Source organism: Bdellovibrio sp. CKG001, assembly GCF_055397465.1.
In genome coordinates, this window is sequence record NZ_AP029173.1 from 1,636,380 (window position 1) to 1,660,823 (window position 24,444).

The following is a 24,444-nucleotide window of genomic DNA, read 5'->3' on the forward strand; positions in this document are numbered from 1 at the left end:
TTATGCACCCCCGTTGCCTTTGAATAATCCGTTGCCTTGAATAAACCGCTAAATTACTTTTTGATTGTCATATTTCCATTTCGGAAGGGATTTTGGACATGAAAAAGTGTGCCCTTTTAGGCCTCTTGGTGCTGGCGTGGCATCCGCAGGTCTTTTCTATTGATCTTCGCGAATATCTGAAAGTCGTTATCGAAAAAAACAAATCCGTCCAGGCTCTGGATGTCTCTAAGGAAGCGGCAGAAGACCGCAAGACTTCCGGAGACATTGAACTGGTGCCCGTGCTGACAGCCGGGGTGGGATATCTGAATGACAAAAGTCCCTTGGGGCAGTTTGCACAGTTGGGGGGAACTCAAACCACGGCAAAAGATCTTAAGTTGGGCTTGATGAAGCGCTTTTCAACCGGGACCGACGTCAGTGTCACGGCAAGTGCCAGTGAGGTCGAAAATGAAGGGACTTTGCTGAATCCCGCCTTTTCACGTTTTGCTTATGGCAGCCTGGGTGTGGGGCTGGAGCAGTCGTTGTGGAAAGACTCTTTTGGCAATGCCACCAGTCTTCGTTGGGAGCGTCAGGATGCTGTGACGGCCGCAGAGGTCGGGAAGTACGATCTTCAGAAGAAACTGCTTTTGATCGACGCGGAAGCGGCGTACTGGGACTATGTTTATCAGAATGAAAACCTGCGCATCGGACGAGCCTCTTTGGAGAGAGCCCGCCGGATTGAGTCCTGGACACGTCGTCGTGTGAACGATGGTATCAGCGACCGGGCCGATCTGCTTTCGGCGCAGGCTCTGGTGTCAGCTCGTCAGTTGCAGCTGATTTCCGCAGAAGATGATATGGCGGCAGCAAAAAGAAGAATCCGCGACTTTATGGAACTGGGGGATTCTGAACCCATCCCAGAGATCACGGGGAATATTTCCCAGGCGCGGACTTTGAGCTCCATGGTAGACGGCAAAGGTGCTCGTGTGGTGGCGCTGGATGCGTATCTGGCTTCATTAAATTCCAAGGCCATGTCCCTGGTCGCCAAAGAAACTGAAGACGGCTATCGTCCGGATCTGGTTTTGTCGGGGGCTTATAACACCAACAACTTCCAAGTGGGAAAAACTGTCGGCGATGCAGCCTCCAAGTGGACAGACACGGAACTGCCAACCTGGAAGGTCGGTTTGAATCTGATTTACCTGTTTGATACGGACGTGAAAAATGCGGCTCAATCTGCCGCACGTAAAGATGCGCTGGCTGCAAAGTTGCAAAGCGAAAGAAAAATGCTGGACAGTGAAAGTGCGTGGGTTGAAATCAATCGCCGCTATTCTGAGATGAATAAACGTATTGATGCGGCCACACAGATTGCGCGACTGCAGACAGATGCCGCCAAGGCGCAAACGGACCTTTTCAATAAAGGCCGTTCTATCACTGCCAACGTGATCAATGCCGAAGAAGATGCCGCCGATGCGGAATTGAATTTGACCAAGCTGAAGTCCGAACAAAGAAAAATGGAGGCCCAGGCCCGTTTGTTCATCGCCGTCGATGAATCTGGCAGTGGCGAGGGGAACTAATTTATGAATTTACCGAGTCTGTCGATTCGAAGACCGATTTTTATCTCCTGTATCGTGATCCTGATGTTGATTCTGGGGGCATTTTCTTTGCGCAAGATGCCTGTGGATATGTTCCCGGATGTGACCTTCCCGGTTTTGTTTGTGCAGGTGACCTATCCTGGTGCTTCGCCATTGGATCTGGAAAAGCAGGTTTCAAAACTGATTGAAGATGAAGTCGGCAGTATATCCGGTCTGAAAACTTTGACCTCAAACAACTTGGATGGCGTGGCCATCATTGTTGTCGAGTTCCAGCTGGGAACAGACATCAAAGAAGTCGAACAAGAGGTCCGTAATCGTATTGGGAATATCCGCCGGGATTTGCCGGCGGATATTTATGAACCGGTGATTCGTCGTTTTGACCCGGCCGATCAGCCCATTGTAACCCTGGCGGTGACTTCGGATCTTCCCGAGGGGGCAGCCTATGATCTGGCCAACGAAGTTATCAAACCCCGCTTTGAGCGCATCAAGGACGTGGGGCAGGTCGACATCTTTGGGGGCCGCAAGCAGGAAATCCATGTTCTTGTGGATAAGAACAAACTGCAGGATCGTAAAATTTCGATGCTGCAGGTGTCTCAGCGTGTGATTGACACCTCCAAGGACATTCCAATTGGGAAGATTGAAAACGACAAGGATGAAACAACCTTGCGCACAAATGGTGAATTTGAATCTTTGAAGCAGATCGAAGAAGTGAATGTCAACTTCGTCGGATCTGACAAGGCGATTCTGGTCAAGGATGTGGGCCGGGTGGTGAAAAGTCTAGAAGACCAGAAGACCATGGGGCGCATCCGCGGAGAGCGGGCCCTGTTGATGAATGTTTATAAACAGCGGGGTGCCAATACGGTGGCCGTTGCCGAGGCTGTTAAGAAGAACATCGAAAAGGTCAATGCCATGCTGAAGGAAAAAGGCATGAAGGGTGCGGTGACGATGGTGCGTGATACGTCTCGCCCGATCCAGCTGAACGTCTATGACGTGAAAGAATCCATCATCATCGGTATTATCCTGTGTGTGATCGTGGTGTTCTTCTTCCTGGGGTCTGCGCGTTCGACCTTTATCACGGCGATGGCACTGCCGAACTCCCTTTTGGGTGGTTTTGTCATCATGTATGCGATGGGTTTCACCATCAATCTTATGACTTTGTTGGCGTTGTCTTTGGCTGTGGGTCTTTTGATCGATGATGCGATCGTGGTGCGGGAAAATATTTTCCGTCATCTGGAAATGGGTAAAAAACCGAAGGATGCCGCACTGGAGGGAACCAAAGAGGTGGCCATGGCCGTCATTGCCACGACTCTGGTTGTTATTGCGGTGTTTGGTCCGATCTCTTTCTTGCAGGGGATTGTCGGTCAATTCTTCAAGCAGTTTGGCTTGACGGTTGTCTTTACGATGCTGATTTCGTTGTTTGATGCTTTCACGGTGGCACCGATGCTGTCTGCTTATATGGCTCACCCGAATGAGCACGTCAAAGGAGATGGTATCATTGGGCGTATGCTGGCGGGCTTTGACCGCTTCCAGACGTGGCTTGAAAACTGGTATGAAAAGGGGCTTAAGTACACTTTGGGGAACCCGAAGAAAGTGCTTGCCGGTGGAGCTGTTGTCTTTGTGATGTCCATGGGGACTTTGGCCTTCATCCCAGCAACCTTCCTGCCATCGCCGGATAACGGGGAGTTCATGGTGAACATCGAGTTGCCGGTGGGATCGTCTTTGATGGCAACCAGTGCTTTCACCGAGAAAGTGGAAGCGCTATTTGAAAAAGACCCGGCTGTGGACATGGTTATGACCATTGTGGGGAACACGAATAACGAATCCAACAAAAGTTCCATCTTCATCCGTCTGGTAGAAAGAAAAAACAGAAGCATGAACACCACGGACTACAAAGAGTCCCTGCGTAAGAAACTTCCGCAGTTTGCCGCAGAGGCGACGGTGTCCCTGGGGGACATTGATGCCGTGAACTCTGGGCAAAAACCTTTGAATGTGAATATTCAAGGGGAGGATCTGAATCAGTTGAACGAATACGCGGTCAAATTGGTTGAGCGTTTTAAAAAGATCCCGGGTTTGGTGGATGTGGATACCAACTTCCGTTCTGGTAAGCCGGAGTTTCATGTTGTCTTTGATCGTGCCAAGTCCGAAAAGCTGGGTGTTTCCACGGTGACGGCCGGAGCGGAACTTCGTAATCGCACGGAAGGGAACGAACAGGCGATTTATCGTGAAAACGGGATCGACTATAAAATCCGTGTGCGTTTTGAGGAAATGTACCGTGATCTGCGCACGCAGTTTGCATCGACCTTTGTTCCTAATGCGAACTACAACATGATTCCACTTTCTCGAGTGGCACAAGGTGAAAACGCCTCTGGATTCTCACAGATTAACCGTCAGAACAAAGGCCGTTACATTCAGATTTCCGGGAACCTTGCCAAAGGTGGAGCCTTGGGCACGATTTCGGCTGAAATTGAAAAAGTCATCAAGAATGAAATCAAGCCGCCACCAGGGGTTGATTTCAGCTTCCAGGGGCAAGCTGATGACTTTAAAGAGCTGATTGAAAATATGCTCTTGGCGATTTTCCTTGGTGTGATCTTTATCTATCTGGTTCTGGCGAGCTTGTATGAAAGCTTTATCACTCCATTCACGATCTTGCTGGCATTGCCACTGGCGATGACGGGTGCATTCCTGGCATTACTGATCTTCGGTAAGACCATTGATATCTTCTCGCTGATTGGGATTGTGCTGTTATTAGGTGTCGTGGCGAAGAACTCGATCTTGTTAGTGGATTACACGAATCATCTGATTCACGAGGGGATGGAGCGTAATGAGGCGATTATCAAAGCCTGCCGCACGCGTCTGCGTCCGATTCTGATGACGTCCCTGGCGTTGATTGCCGGGATGGTCCCCATCGCGATTGGTCTGAATGAAGCCTCTGCGATGAGAACCTCCATGGGGGTGGCCATCATCGGCGGTTTGATCAGTTCGACTTTGCTGACACTTTTGATCGTGCCAGCGGCGTTTGGTTTCGTTGAAGACTTCAAGGCCTGGTTCCGTGCGAAACTGGCCCGTGTCACCGGTTATCAGCCGTAAAGACCCCGGAAGCTTCGGATCTGTTGAAGCTTTCGTTCAAAGGGAGCCCAGTCGTCGCGTTCGGCGATGGGCTTCCACAGTGATTCCAATTCATCAATAATCAATGAGCACGCATGGCCTGTTTGCAGGTAGGGGTGTTGTGCTTTGGTGGCATCGGCCACTTCGAAGTAGGACAGGGAATCCTGTAGCTTCTTGAAGGTTTCTTTCTGGTAAAGCTCTTTTTGCGGCGAGCGTTCCAGGCGTTCTGCGATTGCGCCCGAGTGCAGATCATACAGTGTTTGTTCAAACAGACCTTTTTCCTGATCCAGGAACTGGAAAAGATGAGTGACCAGTTCTGCGTTCAGATCGTAAATTGCGGCACCTTCTTCTAAAGGGTTGTGCAGATTTAGGCGCAGTAAAAGTCTTCTTTGAACCTCGAAGTTGAAGGCATCTCCATAATCCTCAAGAATTTCTTCGACGGGCAGATCCGGGAAGGCAATCTTTAGGGCGGCCCCAAGTTGATGCAGGTTCCACAGAACGGCTGTGGGCTGACGTCCAAAACAGTAAAGCCCGGTCTGATCAAAGTAGGCGGCAGTGAAGGCCGGATCATAAACGGGCAGGAAGCGATAGGGTCCGTAGTCAAAACTTTCGCCGGTGATGTTCATGTTGTCGGTGTTGAGAACTCCATGAACGAATCCCGCCATCATCCAGGCGGCGACGGTCTTTGCTGAAGCATAGGATACTTCGCGCAGAAAAGCTGCGGCTTGTTCTGTGTCAGCAAATCCACCCAGTGAAGGATAAAAATGCTTCACACAATAGTTCAGTAACTTTTTGATGTTCTCGGCCTGATTTAAAAAAGCCAGTCGTTGAAAAGTTCCAAAACGGACGTGACTGTGGCTGAGTCGAACTAAAACTCCGGCGCGGGTCGGGGAAGGTTCGTCATGTCGTTGCAGGCTTTCGCCGGTTTCAAAGACTGAAAAAGTTTTGCTGGTGTTGACCCCATAGGATTCCAAAAGTTCGGTCGCCAGAATCTCCCGGAAGGCTCCCTTGAGAGTCAATCGGCCATCTCCGCCTCGGGAATAGGGAGTGCGCCCGCTGCCTTTGGTGCCCAAATCCAAAAGACGGTTTCCGGCCTGGAATTGGGCAAACAGAAAACCTCGCCCATCCCCCAGGTCCGGGTTGTAACTGCGAAATTGGTGGCCATGATAGCGCAAAGCCAAAGGGGACGTGATGTTCTGAGGCAGGCTTTCAAACTTCCAGAAGTGTGTTTGCCATTGTTCAGCCGTCAGGTGGCCTAAACCCACGGATTCTGCGGCGCTTTGATTGCGATAGCGCAAAATAGCTTGCGGGAATTGGGCAGGTGGCACTTCGTCGTAAAAATCAGGGCCAAGCTCATAAATTGGAGGTACAAAGGACGTCATGACCCCTTATCTTCTTTTCCCGGTTCAAACGCAAGGGGGTCTATTCTAGTTGACAGTGATTTGCATTTAGGGGAAAACAGTGACACCAAAGGCGGTCTTGCGTGGACGAACAAATTCTTACCCAACCCTCAGCTCAACAAGATTCCTGCTGCGAGGTGGATCACACTCAGCATGAGGAGTTTGCAGAAAAAACAGAGAACTGGGACCGTATCGGCATCTTCCTGTCTTCCTTGTGTGCCATTCACTGTCTGGCGACGCCGCTGCTGGTGCTGTTGCTTCCCGTATTCGGGGAGTTTTTCCATTCTGAGTGGGTTCATTTGACCATGGCGGTGGTGATTCTGCCGGTGGGACTTTTTGCCTTCTGGTCGGGTTATAAACACCACAAGCAGGCGCGGGTCTTTGCCTTGGGTGTCTTGGGGCTTTCGATGGTGGCAGCAGCGTCGGTCCTTCCCCATGAATGGGTGGAGGTGATGGAGCACGATGTGGTTACCATCGTCGGCAGCTTTTTACTGATCACAGCCCATGTCCTTAATCGCCGTGCGTGCCTATGTCATAAGCACGAGGCGACCCGCCTAAAGTAGTATTTTGAACTTCAGTCAATGCAGCTTTTTGTGGCAGGCAGTGCCTCATTCTGCTGCGATTTTAGTAGGTTAGCTAAAGGAAATATGCGCCATCGCATACTTTTTCGCGTTTTTCAATTGAAAACCAAGTGAAAGATAGTAGTGTTTAGTTGAAAACTAAATGATGGAGGCATCTATGATCGAATCTAAAATGAACCGTCGCGGTTTCTTCTCAACTCTTGCAAAGATCACTGGCGTTGCTGTGGTTGCACCAGCGGCTTTGTCTGCTGTTTTCTCTTCAACGGCTGAAGCTCAGAAAAAACGTGGTGGCGCTCCGGAAGCGGGCGGTGCAGCGGCAGGTGGTATGCCGATGGTGGACCCTAATGATTCCGTGGCAAAAGCGGTAAAGTACGTTGAGGACTTTAAAAAAGCTCCAGAATCCAAAGGCAACGACTGCATGGGTTGTGGCTTCTACGCTAAAAAAGAAGTTCGTAACGGTAAAGAAGTCGGCACTTGCACAATCTTCGCTGGTAAACTTGTTTACGGCCAAGGCTGGTGTGCTTCCTGGAATAAAAAAGCGTAAGCTTTCAATTTCTATGAAAATAAAAAACCCTGATAAGAATTCTTATCAGGGTTTTTTTATATCACTGTGTTTGATTATTTGGGGGTGTCGCGCAAAGCACGGCGCAAGATCTTACCGACATTTGTTTTCGGCAATTCCGCGCGGAATTCCACAAGGCGTGGCACTTTGTAGTTCGTCAGGCTCTTACGGGCGTGAGCAATCACATCTTCTGCTGTCAGGTTTTGATCTTTCTTCACGACCACTGCCTTCACGATTTCGCCGGAATGTTCGTCAAGTACACCGATGGCCGCCACTTCCAGAACACCTGGATGGGAAGCAATGGCTTCTTCCACCTCGTTTGGATAAACGTTGAAGCCTGACACTAGAATCATGTCTTTTTTGCGATCCACGATCTTGAAGAAGCCGTCGGCGTCTGCCACGGCGATGTCGCCGGTTTTCAGCCAGCCGTTGTTCAGCACTTGAGCTGTTTCATCAGGACGATTCCAGTAACCGGCCATCACTTGAGGTCCACGGCATACCAGTTCACCTGGCTCGCCCAAAGCAACCTCTTTACCGTCGTCGTCAATCAGCATGATGTCAGTGCTTGGGAACGGCAGGCCAATGGTTCCTACGCGGTCTGTCCCGTCGATAGGGTTGCAGCACACCACGGGGGATGCCTCTGTCAGGCCGTAACCTTCCACGATCACGGATTTGGTCAGCTCCATCCACTTTTCAGCAACAGATTTTTGCAAAGTCATTGCACCAGCTACGCTGACTTTCACGCGGCTGAAATCAATGGTTGTAAATTCAGGGTTGTTCATCAAAGCATTGAACAACGTGTTCACGCCCGCCATCACGGTGAACGGAGTTTTCTTGAGCTCTTTGATGAACCCAGGGATGTCGCGGGGATTTGTGATGAGAACGTTTTCACTTCCGTAGCGCAAAAGACCCAGGCAGTTCAGAGTCAGGGCGAAGATGTGATACATCGGAAGGGCGGCAATAGCGACCTCTTCTCCTTCACGCAGTTTCGGAGTCATCCAGTCACAGATTTGCAGCATATTCGCCACAACATTTCTGTGCGTTAGCATGGCACCTTTGGCCACGCCTGTCGTGCCGCCTGTGTATTGCAGGAACGCGATGTCTTCCAAAGTGGTCGGAACCTTGGAAGAAGGTTTCATTGCGCCCAGTTCCATGGCCTGACGGAAGGAATAGGCTTGTGGAATATGGTACGGTGGAACCATTTTTTTAATATAACGCACGACCGAGTTTACCAAAATTCTTTTCGGAGTCGGGAACAGATCAGCGATCTCTGTGATGACAACACTTTCGATGTCAGTTTCCTTGATGATCTCTTGCAGAAGGTGGGCGTAGTTGGCCAAAATTACAATGGCCTTGGCGCCAGAGTCCTTGAACTGGTGGCGCATTTCTTTGGCTGTGTAAAGCGGATTGGTGTTCACGATGGTCAAGCCGGAGCGCAAGGCTGCGAAAGCCACAATCGGGAACTGCAAAAGATTTGGCATCTGGATCGCGATGCGGTCGCCTTTTTTAAGTTTCAGTTCGTTTTGCAGGAAGGAAGCGAACTGATCCACTTTCTTGTCCAGATCTGAGAAGGTGAGACTGACTCCCATGCAGGTAAAGGCTTTTTTGGAATTGAATTTGCGGATGGCCTCTTCATAAACATCCACCAAGGAGTTGTAACGTGTCAGATCCACCTCGTGCGCAACACCTTTGGGGTAGTTCTTGAGCCAAATTCTTTCCATGGAGTCCTCCTGCTAAAGTTGCATCAATTTGATTCTCTGAAAGTTTAGAGTAAAGATTCGAATGAGGTAAAGTAAATTCTTGTTTTCACAGGGCCTATTTGCAAAACTGGTGGTATGAAACTTCGCCGCCTCATCATCTTCGGAATCGCTCTGTCTCTGCTGACTTCCTGTTTCGGGAAGAAAGAGGAAACGCCTGTGGTAACACCGCAGAAAGTGGTTAAAGTGCTCACTCCGAAGGCAGATGAGGCTGCAAATACAGATAAAAGTCAGGAATGGATGGTGCGCTATCTTTCCGAAGCGGACGGAATTCATCGTGAAGCATGGTGGGTTTTGACCGCAGCACGTCCTCCCATCGGAAAGTCACCCTTTGGAAAGGCCCAAAGAGCGTTGTTGGCCTCCCAAAATATCAAGCTGACGAACAAGTCTTTGTTCCGGTGCGATCGGTACCTGGTGAAGCGCGATGTTCTGGGGCTGGCCGGTTATCCGCAGAAAGGCGAGATTTTTGAAAAGTGCAGTGAAAAAACTGAGGCCAAACGTCTTGCCAGCTTTGATGTCCCCAAAGATGGTGAATTGAATCTGATTTTCTATCCCGAAAATTTGCAGGAGGTTCTTGGATTGGGTGCGAGCATCCTGAATAAGCAGATTCACTGTTCACTGCGCGGTCGGGATAAACTGGAAAGCTTAAACTGTAAAGACTGGGCGCAGGATCGCAGCAAAGAACAAATGATCCGTCTGGACGTGTATGAATATCAGAAGTCCGGAAAGAATTTGATCAAGCTGCGCGGGAAAGTGTATGAAAATCTCACGGACATTCGCAAGATCGAAGCAGATGTCCCGATGGAAGGTAAGATCACGGTTCTGGAAATAGAGCTGTATGCGCCAGAAGCGCCACCGGTTGCGGTGACACCGACACCAGCGGGGACTCCGACAAAACCGGGGGCTCCGGGCGCGATTGCGCCGACAGGCCCCGTTGCCGTTCCCGGAGTGAATCGGCCGTTGGAGCCGGTCAGCGGCACTCCTAGTTTGGGAATGCCACCGCCGCGGGACCTGCCAGGCGGGATTGATCCGGATGTGATGTTGCAAAGAGGTCAGCAGCAACAAGGTCAGGGAGTTGAGTCCGCTCCAGTGGAGCCCGGCGCCGATGGGTGGCCGGAAGGCGAAGAACCACCGCAGGAGGGATTGCCGCAGGAGCCCCCGCCTCAGGTGGAAAGTGACCCCTCCATGCTTGTTCCGGAGCCGATCCCGCAACCTATACCTCAGCAAATCGAACCAGTAGAAGGAGCCCCACATGGCCGCTAAAGTTGAAATGGGAAAGAAAGTTCCAAATTTTAAAATTCCATCTTCCAGTGGAGAGACCCTAAGTTTGTCCAGTCTGAAAGGGAAAAAGGTTGTTCTTTACTTCTATCCAAAGGACAGCACACCAGGATGCACAACTGAAGGAATTGAGTTTAACGAACTGCTGCCGCAGTTTAAGAAACAAAACACCGTGGTTTTTGGCGTTTCCCGCGATAGTCTGAAGTCGCATGATAAATTTATCTGCAAGTATGATTTTAAATTTGAACTTCTGTCAGACGAGGACGAAGCATTGTGCAAGCTCTTTGATGTGATTAAAGAAAAGAACATGTACGGAAAAAAAGTGATGGGTATTGAGCGCAGCACCTTTGTGATTGATGAAGATCAAAAGCTCGTCGGGGAGTTTCGCAAGATCAAAGCCCAAGGGCACGCGGCGGAGATGCTTCAGTTTGTGAAAGAACTCTAGTCGTCAGAAAGAGCGAGCAGGGCTACCAGCCAAGGCCAATCGAAAAAACCATGCAGCTAAGGTCGTATTTGGATTTAAACAGAGTTGTGCTTTCGCCTTTATAGAGGACTTCGGTATTGAAGTTCCACTTGTTGTTGTTGGCACTGGTTAAAATCCACTCAGTGCCAATTCCAGCTGCATACCCGACCGAGAATGACTGATCGCTGCGTTGAATGTTCTCAAGCTCCACGGTCTTTCCCAGGGCCACGAAATTGTATCCCAGGACTCCGCCGGCGGAAAAATAGGCATTGAAGCCTCTTTTTTTTCTTTCAATCACGAACAGTTGAAGGCCGGCTTCCGCCGAGGAGTTGTAGTACTTAAAGGAGCTGGAAACCTCTGTCGTTCCATCCAGAAAGGTTTGGGTTCCTGCCATGCTTCCCACCTTGAAGCCAAAGTAGGGGATCAGGCGTTTCCCATCCATAAATACGGTGAGGCCGGCCCCCAGGCCCGTGGCTGTTTCGGCAAAGGACTTGCCCGGCTCTCCCGAGTAGTTGCTTTGATAGGCGCTGAATCTTGTGCTGGGAAAAATTCCAGCCTGATTCGCTTCACAGTCTTTCGACGCTGTGAAAAGTGCGCAAAATAATGTGAAGTAATAAAAGTATCTCAGCATTTAGAAAGAAGATCGGAAGGTGTTAAGGAAAGTTAACCACCATCAAGCTTCTTCTATACAAAGGCCCCACATCCTTTGCCGTCTCTTAATCTTTCTTTGGTGGAAATTACAGCTCCGAAATGAAGTCCTCGGAAGATACCCACCCATTGAGTGTGGTTCGCAGGCAAAAAAAAGCTCCCCACATTTTTGGGGGAGCTTTTGGTTTTTTAGTGTTTGGTGCTGTCAGCCGCCTGAACCATCAGCTCGGCAATTTGTTGCGAGAACTTCACTGGATCAGGAAGGTTGGAGCCTTCTGTTAGCAAAGCCTGTGCATACAAAATCTCGGCCCACTTGGTTTGTTGATCTGGAGAAGCTTTCAACATTTTTTCAAAGACCGGGTGATTCGGATTAATCTCCATGATGCGTTTGATGTTTTGACCAGCATACTCTTTACCCATCTGTGACATCAGTTTTTGCATGTGGGCAGAAGGATCAGAAGAAGACGCAACCAGGCAGGCAGGTGTGTTGGTCAGACGCTCGGAAAGAACCACGTCTTTGACATTGTTTTCCAACGTCTTTTTCATGGATTCCAAGACCGGCTTCAAGGTGACTTCGGCCTGCTTCTTTTCTTCTTCTTTCTTTTGTTTTTCTTCCGCCGTGTCCAGGTCCAGACCTTCCCGCATGATGGATTGCAACTTTTTGCCTTTGAATTCGTTCATGGCATCAACAACCCATTCATCCACAGGGTCCACCAACAACAGAACCTCGAAGCCTTTTTCCTTCAGTTTTTCAAGGTAAGGACTGTTGGATACCTGAGACAGGGAATCACCCGTGATATAGTAAATATCCTTCTGATTTTCCTTCATGCGCGCAACATATTCATCCATCGTTGTCATCTTGTCAGAGGACGTAGAGTGGAACAGCACTAGATCCTGAAGCTTTTCTTTGTTGGCCGGATCAGAAGGGATGCCTTCTTTCAATGTGGCGCCGAACTCCGTCCAGAAGTCTTCATAGGCACTGCGTTCTTTCGTCAAAAGGTCCTTCAACGTGGCCAGTGTCTTGGTCGTCACATTTTTGCGAATCTGTGTGACTTGGCGGTCTTGTTGCAAAAGCTCACGGGACACGTTCAGTGACAAATCACTGCTGTCCACAAGGCCTTTTACAAAGCGCAGGTATGGCGGCAGAAGATCTTTGCAATCAGCCATAATGAACACGCGTTTGATGTAAAGGCTCAAGCCGTATTCCATGTCACGCATGTTGTAGTTCCATGGTTTTTTGCCCGGAATGTAAAGCAAGGCATTAAACTCCATCGTGCCTTCAGCTTTGTAGTGAACGGTGCGCAGAGGTTCGTTCCAGTCTTGAGTCAGATGCTGGTAGAAGTCCTTGTATTCCTCTTTGGTCACTTCAGACGGTGACTTCAACCAGATGGCTTTTTGTGAGTTGAGTGTCTCGTCTTCCTTTTCACCCTGCATTTTGATCGGATGTGCGATGAAGTCGGAATACTTCTTCACCAGGGATTTTAGAACCCACTTGTCTGTGAAATCCTGAACTTCGTCTTCTTCCTTGAAAGTTTTCATGTGCAGGGTGATGGTCGTGCCTGTGCCTTCGGGACGAGGAACGTTGTCTAAAGTGTAGGTGCCATCTCCTTGGGATTCCCACACGGTGCCGTCGTTAGAGCCCGCCTTTTGCGTGTGCAAGGTCACGCGGTCTGCGACCATGAAGGCGGAATAGAAGCCTACACCGAACTGACCGATCAGTTCCGGCTTGGTTTTCATCTCGGCATTCATTTGCATAAAGGCTTTGGCACCTGAGCGAGCGATGGTTCCGATAAACTCGACAACTTCTTCCTGAGTCATCCCGATGCCGTTATCGATGATTTTCAAGGTCTTGGTTTCACTGCTGGGCTCTAGACGAATGTGTGGCTGCCAGTTTTCAGGCAGAAGGGAGGGGTGAGTCAGGGAGTTGAACTTGAGCTTGTCGATCGCATCAGACGCGTTGGACAGAAGTTCGCGGAGGAAGATCTCTTTGTGGGAGTACAAAGAGTGGATCACGATATCCAGAAGTTGTTTAATTTCTGCGTTAAAATTTTGCACCTGCTTGGCCATACTAACTCCTTCAAAAGGTAAAAATACCTATTGAATGTGAGTCCTTGGCGGAATTTGGCAAGGTCGGAGAAAAGAAAAAAGGTGCATGATGACTTTTTCTAACGCGGCGTGGGTGTAAAAAGTCATCAGACATCTTTTAAATTTATGGCAGCTCTAAAAATTACTAATTGGTCGGATGTAGATGCTTTGTGTTAGCCTGATTTTATGAATTTTAGCCAATCGGCGAACCTTATTCTAGCTCTCACCATCACCACCCCGTAGGGGTTCAAGCTCTATTTTGCGGCCCTGTGTGGGCGCGCTTCTAAAAAACCAATGTCATTTTCATAAATTTTTTACGTCTGCCCAAAGTGCTGGCAGAGGAGTTGTTTTATTATGTCTTCCGTTAAAAATGGACAGGCCGGAGTGAGCCTTGTCCAAAAAGATCATCGAGATTTAAACCATGAGCTGAATTACTTCCAGGTGGATGAGGCCATTGGTGCGGGGTTGCCATTGTGGTTGCCTGCGGGGGTGGTGATTCGTGATGAGCTTGAAAAACTTATGCGAGAGCTGGAGTTTCTGGCGGGTTACCAGCGCGTCGTCAGCCCCCACATCGCCAAAGAGGATCTGTATTTCCAGTCGGGCCATCTGCCTTATTATGAAGAATCCATGTACCCCGCCATTGATCTTGAGAGTGTTAGATATCGACTGCGCCCGATGTGCTGTCCCCATCATCACAGAATTTTCTCGGCCAAACTGCGCAGCTATCGTGATTTGCCGCTGCGGTTGGCTGAATATGGGCAGGTCTATCGCTATGAGGGGTCGGGTGCACTGTCTGGTCTGATGCGCGTGCGCGGGCTTTGTCAGAACGATGCTCATCTGTATGTGCGTGAGTCCCAGGTGAAGGAGGAAATCCTGAAAGTCCTGCAAATGTATCAAAAGGCTTATGAGATTTTAGGCATTAAAAAATACCGTCTGCGTTTGTCGAAATGGGATCGCAGCGGGGATAAATATGTTTCGATGCCGGAAAAGTGGGACTGGGCGGAAAATGTTTTGCGTGAAGTCCTGCTTGAAAGCGGACTGGAGTTTGAAGAGGAGTCTGGCGAGGCGGCCTTCTATGGACCGAAAATCGATATTCAAATTGAGTCGGTGCTCGGGAAAGAGGAAAGTGCCTCCACTGTGCAATTGGATTTTATCAGTGCTGAGCGCTTTGATTTATCCTTCATCAATGAGTCCGGCGAAAAAGAGCGGCCCTTGATTTTGCACCGGGCACCACTTGGTTCGCACGAACGCATGGTGGCCTTGCTGGTGGAACTCTATCAAGGAGCGCTTCCGTTGTGGCTTTCGCCTGAACAAGTGGTGATTGTCCCCTTGGCCGACAGGCATGTGGCCGCGGCCGAAGACGTGCGAAGCGTGTTACATAATGCTTTCTTGCGGGTGCGAGTCGATGGCCGGGTGGAATCGCTGCAAAGAAAGTTGGCCGAAGCGTGGCAAAGCAAGGCCTGTTATGTCGTGGTCATCGGTGATCGCGAAGTGGAAGAGGGAAAGATCAGCGTGCAGCGCCGAGGAGAACCGGTTCGGCAGAAAATGGCAGCCGAAGATTTGCGAGATCTCTTACTAAAAGAGGTCAGCTCCCGGCAGTAAAAGGTGCCTGGTTGTTTTTTCTGGCTACGTCGCATCAGGTGGCGTTCTGGTTATAAAAAAAGCCCACAGTGCTTGTGCCTGTGGGCTTTTTAGTTTTTATCTTTTACTGCTGCGCTGTAGTCAGAAAAAACAACCAGGCACCTTTTAATAATGGAAGCTCATGCGGTCGGCGATGGATTTCGGCAGAGGTGGGACCTGCGATCTTGGGATCAGGAACGTGGTCAGGTTGAAGAAATCGCCGAAGATCTTGTGTTTGGCCGTGGCATCGGCCAGGTATTTGTGACCGCTGGAACCACCGGTGCCGATCTTCTGACCCAGCATTCGCATTGCCATCAAAGCGTGGCGATAGCGCCAGGTTGTCATCGTTTCATCGATATCCAGAAGCGCGCGGATGATTCTAAATGGTGTTTGCAAGATCGGTTGATCGCGGTGCAGTTGAATTAACAGGGCTGCATGCATGGCCTTGTGACTGAGGCGGAACTGTCCTTCGGCGCGCAGCTTTTCAAAAGCTTTTTCGTCAAACAGGGCGTCGAAGCTTTTGAGGGTTTGTTCCAAACCTTCCACGGTTTTCTTTTTGATGTCCTCTGTCAGCTGCGGATTCTTATTCACGGTATTGATGTCATCCTGGAACATTTTGTTCACAGCTTCTTTGTAGGATTCCCAGAAGTTGAAGTTTTCACCCTGCAGGAACGGTGTTCGTTCCAGCCACTTTTCCACGCAATCATGCAAGGACGGCTGATTCAGGACTTCCAACATCTCGGTCTGCTGGGATTCGCTTAAGGATTTATAGAACGGGGACTGGTTGTAAGCCAGGCGATCTGTCATGCGCAGACCCAGCTTTGTTTCAATCAAACGCCATTGGTAGCTTTGGAACCCGGAAGCCGGATAAAGCATGTCACGGAAATCCAGGAAATCCAGTGGAGTCATGGTTTCCAGCACATCAATCTGACCGATGATCAGTTTTAGAATGCTCACAATACGTTCCAAGCGCGCACTGGCCATACCCATTTCAGCTTCCGCCACCACCGGCTTTTGGAATGTCGAAAGAACCGAGTTCAATTCAAAAAGAATCTGTTTAAACCATAGCTCATATGTCTGATGAACGATGATGAAAAGCAATTCGTCGTGGGCGGGCTTTCCGTACTCCACACTTTTGGGATGCTGGGAATTCAGCAAAGGATCCAGACCAAGATAGGAATGATAGTGCACCGGTGGGTATTTCATTGGGAAAGCTCCTTAAGTAACTGGACGAAACCGTCGATGTCCTGCTTTTGGGTGTCCCATGAGGTCATCCAGCGGCATTCAAAAGTGTTTTCATCCCAGACATAGAAAAAATAATGTTCACGCAGCTTCTTCACCCAGTGGCTGGGTATCGTCGCAAAGACGGCGTTGCTTTGCGGGAACTCCCGCACGCTGACGCCAGGAATGTTCCTGCAAGACTCATAAAGATACAAAGCCATTTCATAAGAATGTGCCGCGATCTCCTGCCACAGATTGTTTTTGAAGTAGGCTTCAAACTGACAGGCGATGAAGCGAGTCTTCGAAGGCAGTTGCGCCGACTGTTTGCGAATGTATTTAAAATCCGCTGCCAAATCCTTATTCAGGATCACAACAGCTTCGCCCATCATCAGTCCGTTCTTGGTGCCCCCGAAAGATATAATGTCCACGCCGAGGTCCGTGGTGATTTCCTTGAAAGTCTTCTTCAGGAAAAAAGCGGCATTGGAAAGGCGGGCGCCATCAATATGCACATACAGCTTGCGAGCCTTCGCCCATTGAATCAGATCTTTGAGTTCTTGCACAGAATAGGTGGTGCCCAATTCAGTCGGTTGAGTCAGACTTAGCACTTGGGTCTGGGAGTAGTGCTGATCTCCGCGGCGAATGAAGGCTTTTTCCAAAGTCTCCACCTGAAGCTTTCCATTCACTGATGGCAAGGGCAGTAATTTACAGCCGACCATGTATTCCGGGGCACCACATTCGTCCACATGGATGTGGGCGACATCAGAGCAGAAAACCGATTGATGAGGCTTCGCCAAAGCCCGCAGTGCTGTCACGTTGGCGGCCGTGCCATTAAAGACAAAGAACACCTGAGCATCCGGACCGAATTGTTTTTTGAACTCTGCCACAGCGGCTTCGGTCCATACGTCAGTGCCATAGGCCGGGGCGTGTTCAGTGTTGGCAGCAAGCAATGATTCCAGAATACGAGGATGAATGCCTGCGTGGTTGTCGCTGCCAAAACCGCGTTTCATGATCTAGCTCTTCTTTAGATTTGCAAAAATAAAATTGTGTGCAAGTAACGCCGCCAGCTTGCTGGTGCGATTGTCCTGATCCAGAGGAGGGGAAACTTCGTAAATACCGATCCCGCGCACATCAAAGTTTTCAATCATCCAAAGATAGCTTTTTAAAAACTCTTTTGTGAAAAGCCCGGTGGTCCAGGACTGGCTGCATCCCGGGGCTTCGCTGGAGGTAAAGGCATCAATGTCGATGCTCAGGAAGATTTTCTTTTTCTCTTTGCCTTTAAGATAACCCTGTAAAACATCCAGCAAACCGCGCTCGTTCACGTCATCCAAAGTAAAAACCTCGGCGCCGTGATTTTTGGCCCATTGGATATGAGCTTTGCTGTTGCATTGATTTTGGATGCCGACCTCTGCGAAGTCCACATGACCTTGGAACTCGGAAAGCACGCGGTGGAAAGGAGTGCCGGAATTAAAACCTTTATCGGTTGGGCGAACATCCATATGAGCATCAAAGTTGATCAGAACGGCCTCGTCCTTAAAAACGTCCAAGAAGCCTGCGCCATCGCAATAGCCATAGTCGTGACCCCCACCCAGGGAAATCCAACGCTTGCCAGTTTGAGCCAGAGTTCGCGTGGTTTCGCGTGCCCGTTCGTGACGTTCGGCCAAAGGTTTTTCTTTGTCGATCAAGTCCCCCAAATCCAGGATCTGTGGCAGACGGGTGCTTTGTAAATGCGGGGTCATTTTATAAAGGTATGTGCGGATTTCACGCGGAGCCACCTGAGCGCCGACGCGGCCACCATTCAGGCCGATGCCTTCATCGTCAGGAAAACCGATGATAGCAAAATCAAAATTGTATTCAGGAAGTTTGCTTAGGTCGCCTTTAGCAAGGAGCTGGACGCATTCACCGAGACGCGGATCCTCTTTATCGTTTTTGGTGAAAAGAAGATGTTTGTCGATGGAATGTAACCAGCTCATTATTTCAATTCGCCCCACTTACTTAGGTGAAGAGTCCGAGTCACGTTGCCCGTTTCGGAATCATAGATTTTCATCGTAGCACGGGATTTATTAAAGCGGATAGTGGCAAAGGTGGTGGACGTTGCGTCAGACAGGAAGAGAACCCAGTCTTTCCCCGTGGAGGGAGTGACGCTGTAACGATACGTGATCGGGTCGATGATTGCGTAGTCCTGTCCTTTTTGGAAGTCTTTTACGCTGATCGGATAGAAGCTCAAAGAATTAAAGTCACGCACAGTCAGCAAACCATCAGAGCTGTGCCAGTAGCCCAGCATCTTCTTCAAGCCAACATAATCCACGCTTTCGATGTACGCCACGCAGCTGTTTGGATCCAGAACACCGGAAGCTGTCACAGTGTCACCCGTGGAAAGGCGGCGAATGTTGGCTTCCGTATCTTGAGATTCGGATTCGACAAGATAACGAACGCAAGCAGAATCGGCTCTCAGGTAAGTGCCTGTAATATCGCGCTCAATCGTGCCCGAAAGAGGGCGCGCAGAAAAGCCAACAGATCCTGAAATCAGAATGAGGACGAAAAGCAGAATTCTCATGCCCCACCTTTTTTCATGGGAGAATAACCCGGTCAATAGTATTTCGACGACCTTTTTTGACTCAATGAGTCAGTTGCTTATATGTGTGGCATTTATAGGGAAACAACCGAGTAAAACTCAACATTTCTTGCTCGTTGGCCATGTGTGCTTCTAGGATTGAAATATAAATGACCAATGAGAATCAAATCTGTCACTTGTTTTTCCCCTGGAATGGGGAGCTGCCTTCGCAAGAGGTGGTTGTCCTGCGCGATGTGGAAATTGTCGGAGTCGGGGCTTTACGCCGTCATCAACTGGAAACCCTTAAAGAATCAAAAAAGCTGGTGGTGCAAACCCATGAGCCGCAGATTCCCGATCAGGTGCGAGCCATCTATGATGCCGAACTTTTGCGAACGCTGGAATGGCTGCGTCCCTTCAAGGTGGAATCGGGGCAGGCGTTTGAGTTCACGGCCGAGCAATGGCGTCTGTTTGCTTTGCTTTTTCCAAAAACTCGGGGGCACTTGGGGCTGGCGGCGGATCGCTTGCGTGATGAGTATTTGCAAAACATGGACTGGAGCAGTTGGCTGCTTCAGGATCACTGGCGTTACTTCGTTGGCTTTCTTCGTCAGAAGTTTCCAGGGCAGGCAGAGATTCTGGAGACCGCTCACTGGGAGTGGGTGCAGGCGTGGATCGAGATTCAGCCCTTTGATGGCGAAAGTCTTTCAGAGCCCGGCATTGTTGCCTTAAACCCCAGCCTGCAGATAGTGACTTTGTCCCGCGAAAATCAGATCCTGAAGCGAGACAAAGGTATGTACGCCTTCATCTATAATTCTGCGACGGCCACTGTGGGAGAAAGACCACTGGACCTGGTGGATGCTCTTTTCATCGACTTATTACAAGAAGATAGGAAGTATTCAAAAAAGCAACTTCTTGAAATGGCCTCTTTAAGCCTGAAGGCCGCGCCCGCACTATCATCTGAAGAAATGGAAAAAAAGTTTTTATCCCTGGTGGCTGACGGTATACTCAAAGACGTTCCTTAAACTCTAGGAAGGAGTCTGAATGAGTAAGTTGATTTTGACACTGGTAGTGGCAGTCAGTCTGTTTTCAGGGGTGTCTCAAGCGGCGACCTCCAGTGGTGTGATGCTGACGGCAAATGCATTTATGTACAACACGACAGCCGAGATCACTCCGGGCACCAAAAGTGAAGCCAAGTCGAGCATCTATGATATCAAGTTGGGATATTTAGGTGGCAACGGTGTTTATCTGGGCGCCATTTATACAATCAGAAATTTGCAGGAAGATAGTGACACCACAGAGGGTCACGCAATGGGGGCTTCCCTGGGTTATGTGGGATCCAGCGGCTTTTACGTGAAGGGACATTATCTGGCCAGTGCTGAGCTGGGCGACAACAAAGAGGGCACTGGGATCCAGGGGGATCTTGGCTATCTGACGAATGTCACTGGTGCGCTGATTGTCGGCGTGGAATTGACCTATCGTTCAATCGAATACAAGAAGAATGAAACTGCTCCGGGAATGGAAAAGCTGAAGCAAGATGAGTTGTTCCCAATGCTAACCGTAGGATTTGTGTTTTAGTGGAAGCGATGCATGGATGGACAGAGCAAAGAGCCTCTTATTGAGGCTCTTTTTTTTGGCGATCATGAAGGAAGTCTTCTTTGACCAGATCATAGAAGGAGTGCTTGTGGAACATGCGAGAGGCGCCCACTGCGATGGCTGCACTGAGCATCATCGGGAACAGGGCTGAGTGGCGGTCGGTCATTTCAAAGATCAGAATAAACGCAGTGAAGGGTGTTTGCATAAAACCGGACAAGAATGAAATCATGCAGGTCAGAATCAGGAGATGATGATTGTGAGGCCAGGCCACTTGTGCCATGAAAGAGCCCATTACGGCGCCAATCGATAGTGAGGGGGCAAACAGACCACCAGCAGCTCCGGCCAGAGCCATCAAGAGCGGCCCCGCCAATCGTACCAGGACATCTTTTGCCTCTGCAGAAGAATCACGGAACAGCAGGTCCAAAATCAAGGCCTTACCACCACCGATAGAATGGTGACTGATGAAAACGATGCAAAGCCAGAAAATAACGCCACAACTGACATTTAGCACGCTGAGTTTGATAAACGAAGTCAGAGATTTTCTTTTCTTATGAATGGAAAAAAGAACTGAACCAAAACTGGCACCGGCAATTCCGGTCAGTGCCGAGGTGATAATAACCCAAAGGTAAGTTTCCCAACTGATGGACTCAATACTTGGGAATCCCAGATACAGATAGCTTCCCTGAAAGGTCTGAACCAAAAGTCCCGTCGTTATGACGGACCAGATGACGTAAGTTTTGAAGTTATTGAAGTAATCTTTACTGAGTTCTTCTAGTGCGTAGGCGATACCGCCCAGGGGGGTGTTAAATGCGGCGGCAAGCCCCGAAGCGCCCCCGGCCAGGATGAAGGAGCGCATCGAAACTTGTTGGATCCACCGGGTTGACTTTTCGCCAATGCGATAAAAAAGGCCCGAGGCAATCTGAAGTGTGGGGCCTTCCTGTCCGACGGCGCCTCCTCCCAGAACACAGGCGATGGAAGCGATGATTTTCATAAAAATTGTGCGAAGGCCGATCAAAGAGCGAATCAAAGTCTTGTCAGATGCCGGGTCCAGTTCATTGGCAATCAGCATTTGTGGAATTCCACTGCCACCGGCTTGTTTGGAAAATCGATAGGGCAAATACCAGCTCAGATAAATCAGAGAGACCGTTAAGACAAGTGAAGCACTCCAGTGCAGGTGTTCAACAACCTTGAGGGCCACCTCTTCGCTCCAGAAAAAGGCCTGTGAATAAAGCACAGAAGTCAGGGCGGCGATTAAGCTTGCAATCAAAAATGGAACCAGGCGTAAGGTGTCCTGATACTCAAACTTGCTGACGATATTAAGCCAGTTCTGGCGCAGGGAAGTAAAGGTCATGTTTAACCCTTACTCCTGTTAAGCCCTGGTGAAAACCTTTTTCTGGTAAAAAATCACAGCCCTTTGAGAATGTCATTCAGATGTTGCAAATGATTCAGAGGGTGCTTTCCAACGTGCTCGATCATCAACTTTTTAGCGGCCTCATTCTTGGCAACACCCTCAAAGGTGATCAGACGATCCAGGGCGTTCGCGGACGACACCAGCACAGCCAGCGGATCCATCTCTTTTTCACGCAGACCCTTGGGGCCGGAACCATTGATTGTCTCCTCATGCTGGCCGATGATGTTGATCACGGTCTGATCAAAGTGTTTTTTGTCCTGAACTTTTTGTGCACCCTCTTCCGGATGTTTTATCCAAAGAGCGGTATCCGCAGCACTCATCTGAGTCAGAGGCTGATTTAAGTTCAGTGGGGAGGCGTGGTGGCCATAGTCATGCAGCAAGGCTCCCAAGGTTAAAAGCTGGGTCTTCTTTGGATCTGTGATACCCAGTTTTTGCGCCAGAGCAATCGAAAGGGTTGCCACGGTGACCCCGTGGTGAGAGATCGTCTTATCCGTGTTCTCGATGTTCATGACTGCCGACATGGCCTGAGCATTTGTCAGCAGGAAGTTGACGTATTTGCCGGCGGCGTCTTTGGCGTCATTGTAGGTAGCCACGTTGTCCGGATTTTCAAAGACCTCTTCGGCGTTGCTTTGTTGGGACCCCTGAATGATGTCCGCACGGGTTTGAATATCCTTGTTGCCTGTGCCGTCATAGGCAGTTTCAATATTTCTTTGCAGATAGCTGCGATAGTTGTTTTCCTCGTCGGTCAGGATGTACATCTTGCGCAGTTTTTTATCTTTCAGGCGCTTTAAGCGTTCCCCTTCAAAACTGTCTCCACGACGAAGGTAGAGGATCATCTTGTCGTTGATCTTCACGTAGGCATTGAAGTCGATTTTTTGATCACCACGCAGGGTGCTCACACGAATAGAAACATAATCCATTGCCTGGGTATCCTTCGATTGTTATCGTTAATGGAATGGCGATTGATAAAGAAATTGTAGAAGATTTTGTGTCCGAGTCAAAGTCCTTGATTGAAGAGCTTATCGAGCTTCTCGAAAGTATTGAAGGTGATTTTTCTCAGGTACAGAGGCTGGCGGACTATGGCAACAATGTCGATCGTATCATGGGTGGGGCCAAGAGTCTGGCCTTGATGGCGCCTCCAGATCATGCATTGCATATGATTGCGGACTACGCCGGTATCTGCAAAGCGGTGGGATACAAGGCATCACAGATTCAGGAAAATGAGCAATTTTTCGATATCTGCGTGGCGCTTTTGTTGGATGCCACAGAGACTTTGGAAACCCTGTTAGGGCGTATTCATCAGGAAGGTCGATTGTTGCGTGAAACCATCCCTCAGGCCTTCATCGAACGTCTGCGCTGGGTTTCCAGTCAGTTTGGTGAATCTGTCAGCGCCAGCGTGGGGACCGGAGTAGCCCCGGCCAAAATGAATCAATCCGAAATCGATGATCTATTGAAAAAGCTCGGTCTCTAGTTTGAAATTCGGCTCAAGGTCCATTGAGCCAGCTCACCTAATTTTTCATGCTTCAGAAGAGCTTCCACCTCGGGTCGAAGCTCTTTCAGGCCGCGGTTGGCACACACCAGCAGGGCATTGCGCTTAAGTCCGAACGAACCTGCCCGGGCCAGCGGAGTTCCCAGAAAGTCTTTGCCTATTTTCTTGCCTGAGGCGCTTAAAATATAGCGCAGATCTTCAATCAGAAGATGTTCTTCGCTGTGTGAAAGGGGAAGTGATTTTTCTATCGACAGCTGGCCTTTGAAAACTTTTTGGTTCCACGGGCAGACGGTCTGACACAGATCGCACCCAAAGAACCAGTCGCCAATGGATTCACGCAGATCTTCCGGTGGCACCTGGCGGGATTCAATAGTCAGATAGGAGATGCATTTGCGTGCATCCATCTTGCGCGGCTCAAGCAGGGCTCCGGTGGGGCAGATATCCAGGCAGCGTGTACAGGTGCCACAGAAGTCCGGTAATGGCTCGATCTCTGTCTGCAACTTCAGGGATGTGTAGATTTCGCCAATAAAAAACAGGCTGCCTTTTTTGGGATGAATCAGGCAGGTGTTTTTTCCCACCCACCCCAGTCCGGCGCGTTTGGCAAGATCCCTTTCCAGCACCGGACTGCTGTCGGTGAATGCCAGAAACTCCTCCTCGGGAAACTGATCCTGCAGTTTCGCACACAGTTGTCTCATGCGATCCTTGAACCAGAAATGATAGTCCATACCCTGCGCGTACAGGCTGACTCGGGCCTGTTTTAAAGGGAATTCCGCTTTTTTCTCGGGGTGGGGGAAGTAACTCATGGCAAACACCAGGGCGCTTTGTGCCCGGGGCCATTTGCTTTGGGGGTTTTCTTTGATGGGGGCGTGTTCTGCCAGATAGGTCATGTCCCCATGCAGTCCTTCCTGCAGCCATTCTTTGTAAAATTCAAAGCTCAGGGGTCTGCTCAATGGCGTCAGACCGAAATGGGAAAACCCCAATTCGGCTAAAGTTCCATCTATCAGACTTTTCATCTCCTGTGGCGTCACAAGAACAAACTCTTTCTTTCGGGCCGGTCTTTTTCTACACTGTCAGGGTGAAATCAGTTCAGGAACTAATTCATTCGCACCCTCATTGGT

21 protein-coding genes are annotated in these 24,444 nt (G+C 49.5%); 10 read left to right on the top strand and 11 right to left on the bottom strand.

Annotation, left to right across the window (positions count from 1 at the left end):
- The first annotated feature begins 98 nt into the window (after window positions 1-98).
- A complete protein-coding gene (locus ACZ50P_RS07920; protein WP_464134894.1) occupies window positions 99-1,547 on the top strand; it encodes a TolC family protein in 1,449 nt (482 codons plus the stop codon).
- 3 nt (window positions 1,548-1,550) lie between these two features.
- Window positions 1,551-4,652 (top strand): efflux RND transporter permease subunit, encoded by a 3,102-nt coding sequence (locus tag ACZ50P_RS07925; protein ID WP_464134896.1) that lies wholly within the window; start codon window positions 1,551-1,553, stop codon window positions 4,650-4,652.
- Here ACZ50P_RS07925 and ACZ50P_RS07930 read toward each other — a convergent pair.
- Window positions 4,643-6,052 (bottom strand): protein adenylyltransferase SelO family protein, encoded by a 1,410-nt coding sequence (locus tag ACZ50P_RS07930; RefSeq protein WP_464134898.1) that lies wholly within the window; start codon window positions 6,050-6,052, stop codon window positions 4,643-4,645. The genes ACZ50P_RS07925 and ACZ50P_RS07930 overlap by 10 nt on opposite strands.
- A gap of 101 nt (window positions 6,053-6,153) precedes the next feature.
- Here ACZ50P_RS07930 and ACZ50P_RS07935 point away from each other — a divergent pair, with 101 nt between their 5' ends.
- Together ACZ50P_RS07935 and ACZ50P_RS07940 are read left to right on the top strand one after the other, a co-directional pair.
- On the top strand, window positions 6,154-6,633 hold the full coding sequence (locus ACZ50P_RS07935) for a MerC domain-containing protein (protein WP_464121003.1): 480 nt from the start codon (window positions 6,154-6,156) through the stop codon (window positions 6,631-6,633).
- Window positions 6,634-6,808: 175 nt separating this feature from the next.
- Window positions 6,809-7,195 (top strand): high-potential iron-sulfur protein, encoded by a 387-nt coding sequence (locus ACZ50P_RS07940; RefSeq protein ID WP_464134901.1) that lies wholly within the window; start codon window positions 6,809-6,811, stop codon window positions 7,193-7,195.
- A 74-nt stretch (window positions 7,196-7,269) separates the two neighbouring features.
- Here the strand turns inward: ACZ50P_RS07940 and ACZ50P_RS07945 are convergent, their stop codons facing one another.
- Entirely contained in the window at window positions 7,270-8,934 is a 1,665-nt protein-coding gene (locus ACZ50P_RS07945) for an AMP-binding protein (RefSeq protein WP_464134903.1), read from the bottom strand.
- Between the two features lie 114 nt (window positions 8,935-9,048).
- Between ACZ50P_RS07945 and ACZ50P_RS07950 the strand changes: the two genes are divergently transcribed.
- Both ACZ50P_RS07950 and ACZ50P_RS07955 read left to right on the top strand, forming a co-directional pair.
- Window positions 9,049-10,233, top strand: a complete 1,185-nt coding sequence (locus ACZ50P_RS07950; RefSeq protein WP_464134906.1) for a hypothetical protein — start codon at window positions 9,049-9,051, stop codon at window positions 10,231-10,233.
- Complete coding sequence (locus tag ACZ50P_RS07955) at window positions 10,223-10,693, top strand: peroxiredoxin (RefSeq protein WP_464134907.1); 471 nt, start codon at window positions 10,223-10,225, stop codon at window positions 10,691-10,693. The genes ACZ50P_RS07950 and ACZ50P_RS07955 overlap by 11 nt, the downstream gene beginning before the upstream one ends.
- Before the next feature lie 22 nt (window positions 10,694-10,715).
- Here ACZ50P_RS07955 and ACZ50P_RS07960 read toward each other — a convergent pair whose 3' ends face one another.
- Both ACZ50P_RS07960 and htpG read right to left on the bottom strand, forming a co-directional pair.
- On the bottom strand, window positions 10,716-11,342 hold the full coding sequence (locus ACZ50P_RS07960) for a hypothetical protein (protein ID WP_464134909.1): 627 nt from the start codon (window positions 11,340-11,342) through the stop codon (window positions 10,716-10,718).
- 206 nt (window positions 11,343-11,548) lie between these two features.
- A complete protein-coding gene (htpG, locus tag ACZ50P_RS07965) occupies window positions 11,549-13,426 on the bottom strand; it encodes a molecular chaperone HtpG (RefSeq protein ID WP_464134911.1) in 1,878 nt (625 codons plus the stop codon).
- A gap of 372 nt (window positions 13,427-13,798) precedes the next feature.
- On the opposite strand from htpG, the gene thrS reads away from it, so the two are divergent.
- On the top strand, window positions 13,799-15,046 hold the full coding sequence (gene thrS / locus ACZ50P_RS07970; protein ID WP_464134913.1) for a threonine--tRNA ligase: 1,248 nt from the start codon (window positions 13,799-13,801) through the stop codon (window positions 15,044-15,046).
- Window positions 15,047-15,190: 144 nt separating this feature from the next.
- Here the strand turns inward: thrS and ACZ50P_RS07975 are convergent, their stop codons facing one another.
- From ACZ50P_RS07975 to ACZ50P_RS07990, 4 genes are read right to left on the bottom strand one after another with little or no spacing between them, the layout of a single operon-like run.
- A complete protein-coding gene (locus ACZ50P_RS07975) occupies window positions 15,191-16,270 on the bottom strand; it encodes a tryptophan 2,3-dioxygenase family protein (protein ID WP_464121012.1) in 1,080 nt (359 codons plus the stop codon).
- Window positions 16,267-17,292, bottom strand: coding sequence for a threonine aldolase family protein (locus ACZ50P_RS07980; protein WP_464134916.1), 1,026 nt, complete (start codon window positions 17,290-17,292; stop codon window positions 16,267-16,269). Before ACZ50P_RS07980 ends, ACZ50P_RS07975 begins: the two co-directional genes overlap by 4 nt.
- 3 nt (window positions 17,293-17,295) lie before the next feature.
- Window positions 17,296-18,255, bottom strand: coding sequence for a formimidoylglutamase (locus ACZ50P_RS07985; RefSeq protein ID WP_464134917.1), 960 nt, complete (start codon window positions 18,253-18,255; stop codon window positions 17,296-17,298).
- The gene (locus ACZ50P_RS07990; RefSeq protein ID WP_464134920.1) at window positions 18,255-18,839 is read right to left on the bottom strand and encodes a hypothetical protein; all 585 of its coding nucleotides are present in this window, start codon (window positions 18,837-18,839) and stop codon (window positions 18,255-18,257) included. The genes ACZ50P_RS07985 and ACZ50P_RS07990 overlap by 1 nt, the downstream gene beginning before the upstream one ends.
- Before the next feature lie 167 nt (window positions 18,840-19,006).
- On the opposite strand from ACZ50P_RS07990, the gene ACZ50P_RS07995 reads away from it, so the two are divergent.
- Complete coding sequence (locus ACZ50P_RS07995) at window positions 19,007-19,855, top strand: hypothetical protein (protein WP_464134921.1); 849 nt, start codon at window positions 19,007-19,009, stop codon at window positions 19,853-19,855.
- Window positions 19,856-19,874: 19 nt separating this feature from the next.
- Window positions 19,875-20,408 (top strand): hypothetical protein, encoded by a 534-nt coding sequence (locus ACZ50P_RS08000; RefSeq protein ID WP_464121017.1) that lies wholly within the window; start codon window positions 19,875-19,877, stop codon window positions 20,406-20,408.
- 37 nt (window positions 20,409-20,445) lie between these two features.
- On the opposite strand, the gene ACZ50P_RS08005 is transcribed toward ACZ50P_RS08000, so the two are convergent.
- Both ACZ50P_RS08005 and ACZ50P_RS08010 read right to left on the bottom strand, forming a co-directional pair.
- Window positions 20,446-21,777 carry a chloride channel protein gene (locus tag ACZ50P_RS08005; protein ID WP_464134923.1) on the bottom strand — a complete coding sequence of 444 codons (1,332 nt, stop codon included), beginning with the start codon at window positions 21,775-21,777 and terminating at the stop codon, window positions 20,446-20,448.
- Window positions 21,778-21,830: 53 nt separating this feature from the next.
- The gene (locus ACZ50P_RS08010) at window positions 21,831-22,757 is read right to left on the bottom strand and encodes an HD-GYP domain-containing protein (protein WP_464134926.1); all 927 of its coding nucleotides are present in this window, start codon (window positions 22,755-22,757) and stop codon (window positions 21,831-21,833) included.
- A gap of 68 nt (window positions 22,758-22,825) precedes the next feature.
- Here ACZ50P_RS08010 and ACZ50P_RS08015 point away from each other — a divergent pair, with 68 nt between their 5' ends.
- A complete protein-coding gene (locus tag ACZ50P_RS08015; RefSeq protein WP_464121020.1) occupies window positions 22,826-23,308 on the top strand; it encodes a hypothetical protein in 483 nt (160 codons plus the stop codon).
- Here ACZ50P_RS08015 and queG read toward each other — a convergent pair.
- Window positions 23,305-24,339, bottom strand: coding sequence for a tRNA epoxyqueuosine(34) reductase QueG (queG, locus tag ACZ50P_RS08020; protein WP_464134927.1), 1,035 nt, complete (start codon window positions 24,337-24,339; stop codon window positions 23,305-23,307). The genes ACZ50P_RS08015 and queG overlap by 4 nt on opposite strands.
- Between the last annotated feature and the right edge of the window lie 105 nt (window positions 24,340-24,444).

Excerpts from the sequence above, each read along its gene's own strand:
- ACZ50P_RS07980 (WP_464134916.1), bottom strand. The coding sequence starts at position 17,292 with ATGAAACGCGGTTTTGGCAGCGACAACCACGCAGGCATTCATCCTCGT.
- ACZ50P_RS07985 (WP_464134917.1), bottom strand. The coding sequence starts at position 18,255 with ATGAGCTGGTTACATTCCATCGACAAACATCTTCTTTTCACCAAAAAC.
- thrS (WP_464134913.1), top strand. The coding sequence starts at position 13,799 with ATGTCTTCCGTTAAAAATGGACAGGCCGGAGTGAGCCTTGTCCAAAAA.
- htpG (WP_464134911.1), bottom strand. The coding sequence starts at position 13,426 with ATGGCCAAGCAGGTGCAAAATTTTAACGCAGAAATTAAACAACTTCTG.
- ACZ50P_RS07995 (WP_464134921.1), top strand. The coding sequence starts at position 19,007 with ATGACCAATGAGAATCAAATCTGTCACTTGTTTTTCCCCTGGAATGGG.
- ACZ50P_RS07930 (WP_464134898.1), bottom strand. The coding sequence starts at position 6,052 with ATGACGTCCTTTGTACCTCCAATTTATGAGCTTGGCCCTGATTTTTAC.
- ACZ50P_RS08010 (WP_464134926.1), bottom strand. The coding sequence starts at position 22,757 with ATGGATTATGTTTCTATTCGTGTGAGCACCCTGCGTGGTGATCAAAAA.
- ACZ50P_RS07940 (WP_464134901.1), top strand. The coding sequence starts at position 6,809 with ATGATCGAATCTAAAATGAACCGTCGCGGTTTCTTCTCAACTCTTGCA.
- ACZ50P_RS07990 (WP_464134920.1), bottom strand. The coding sequence starts at position 18,839 with ATGAGAATTCTGCTTTTCGTCCTCATTCTGATTTCAGGATCTGTTGGC.
- ACZ50P_RS07920 (WP_464134894.1), top strand. The coding sequence starts at position 99 with ATGAAAAAGTGTGCCCTTTTAGGCCTCTTGGTGCTGGCGTGGCATCCG.
- ACZ50P_RS07950 (WP_464134906.1), top strand. The coding sequence starts at position 9,049 with ATGAAACTTCGCCGCCTCATCATCTTCGGAATCGCTCTGTCTCTGCTG.
- ACZ50P_RS07960 (WP_464134909.1), bottom strand. The coding sequence starts at position 11,342 with ATGCTGAGATACTTTTATTACTTCACATTATTTTGCGCACTTTTCACA.
- ACZ50P_RS08000 (WP_464121017.1), top strand. The coding sequence starts at position 19,875 with ATGAGTAAGTTGATTTTGACACTGGTAGTGGCAGTCAGTCTGTTTTCA.
- queG (WP_464134927.1), bottom strand. The coding sequence starts at position 24,339 with ATGAAAAGTCTGATAGATGGAACTTTAGCCGAATTGGGGTTTTCCCAT.
- ACZ50P_RS07955 (WP_464134907.1), top strand. The coding sequence starts at position 10,223 with ATGGCCGCTAAAGTTGAAATGGGAAAGAAAGTTCCAAATTTTAAAATT.
- ACZ50P_RS07975 (WP_464121012.1), bottom strand. The coding sequence starts at position 16,270 with ATGAAATACCCACCGGTGCACTATCATTCCTATCTTGGTCTGGATCCT.
- ACZ50P_RS07925 (WP_464134896.1), top strand. The coding sequence starts at position 1,551 with ATGAATTTACCGAGTCTGTCGATTCGAAGACCGATTTTTATCTCCTGT.
- ACZ50P_RS07945 (WP_464134903.1), bottom strand. The coding sequence starts at position 8,934 with ATGGAAAGAATTTGGCTCAAGAACTACCCCAAAGGTGTTGCGCACGAG.
- ACZ50P_RS08005 (WP_464134923.1), bottom strand. The coding sequence starts at position 21,777 with ATGACCTTTACTTCCCTGCGCCAGAACTGGCTTAATATCGTCAGCAAG.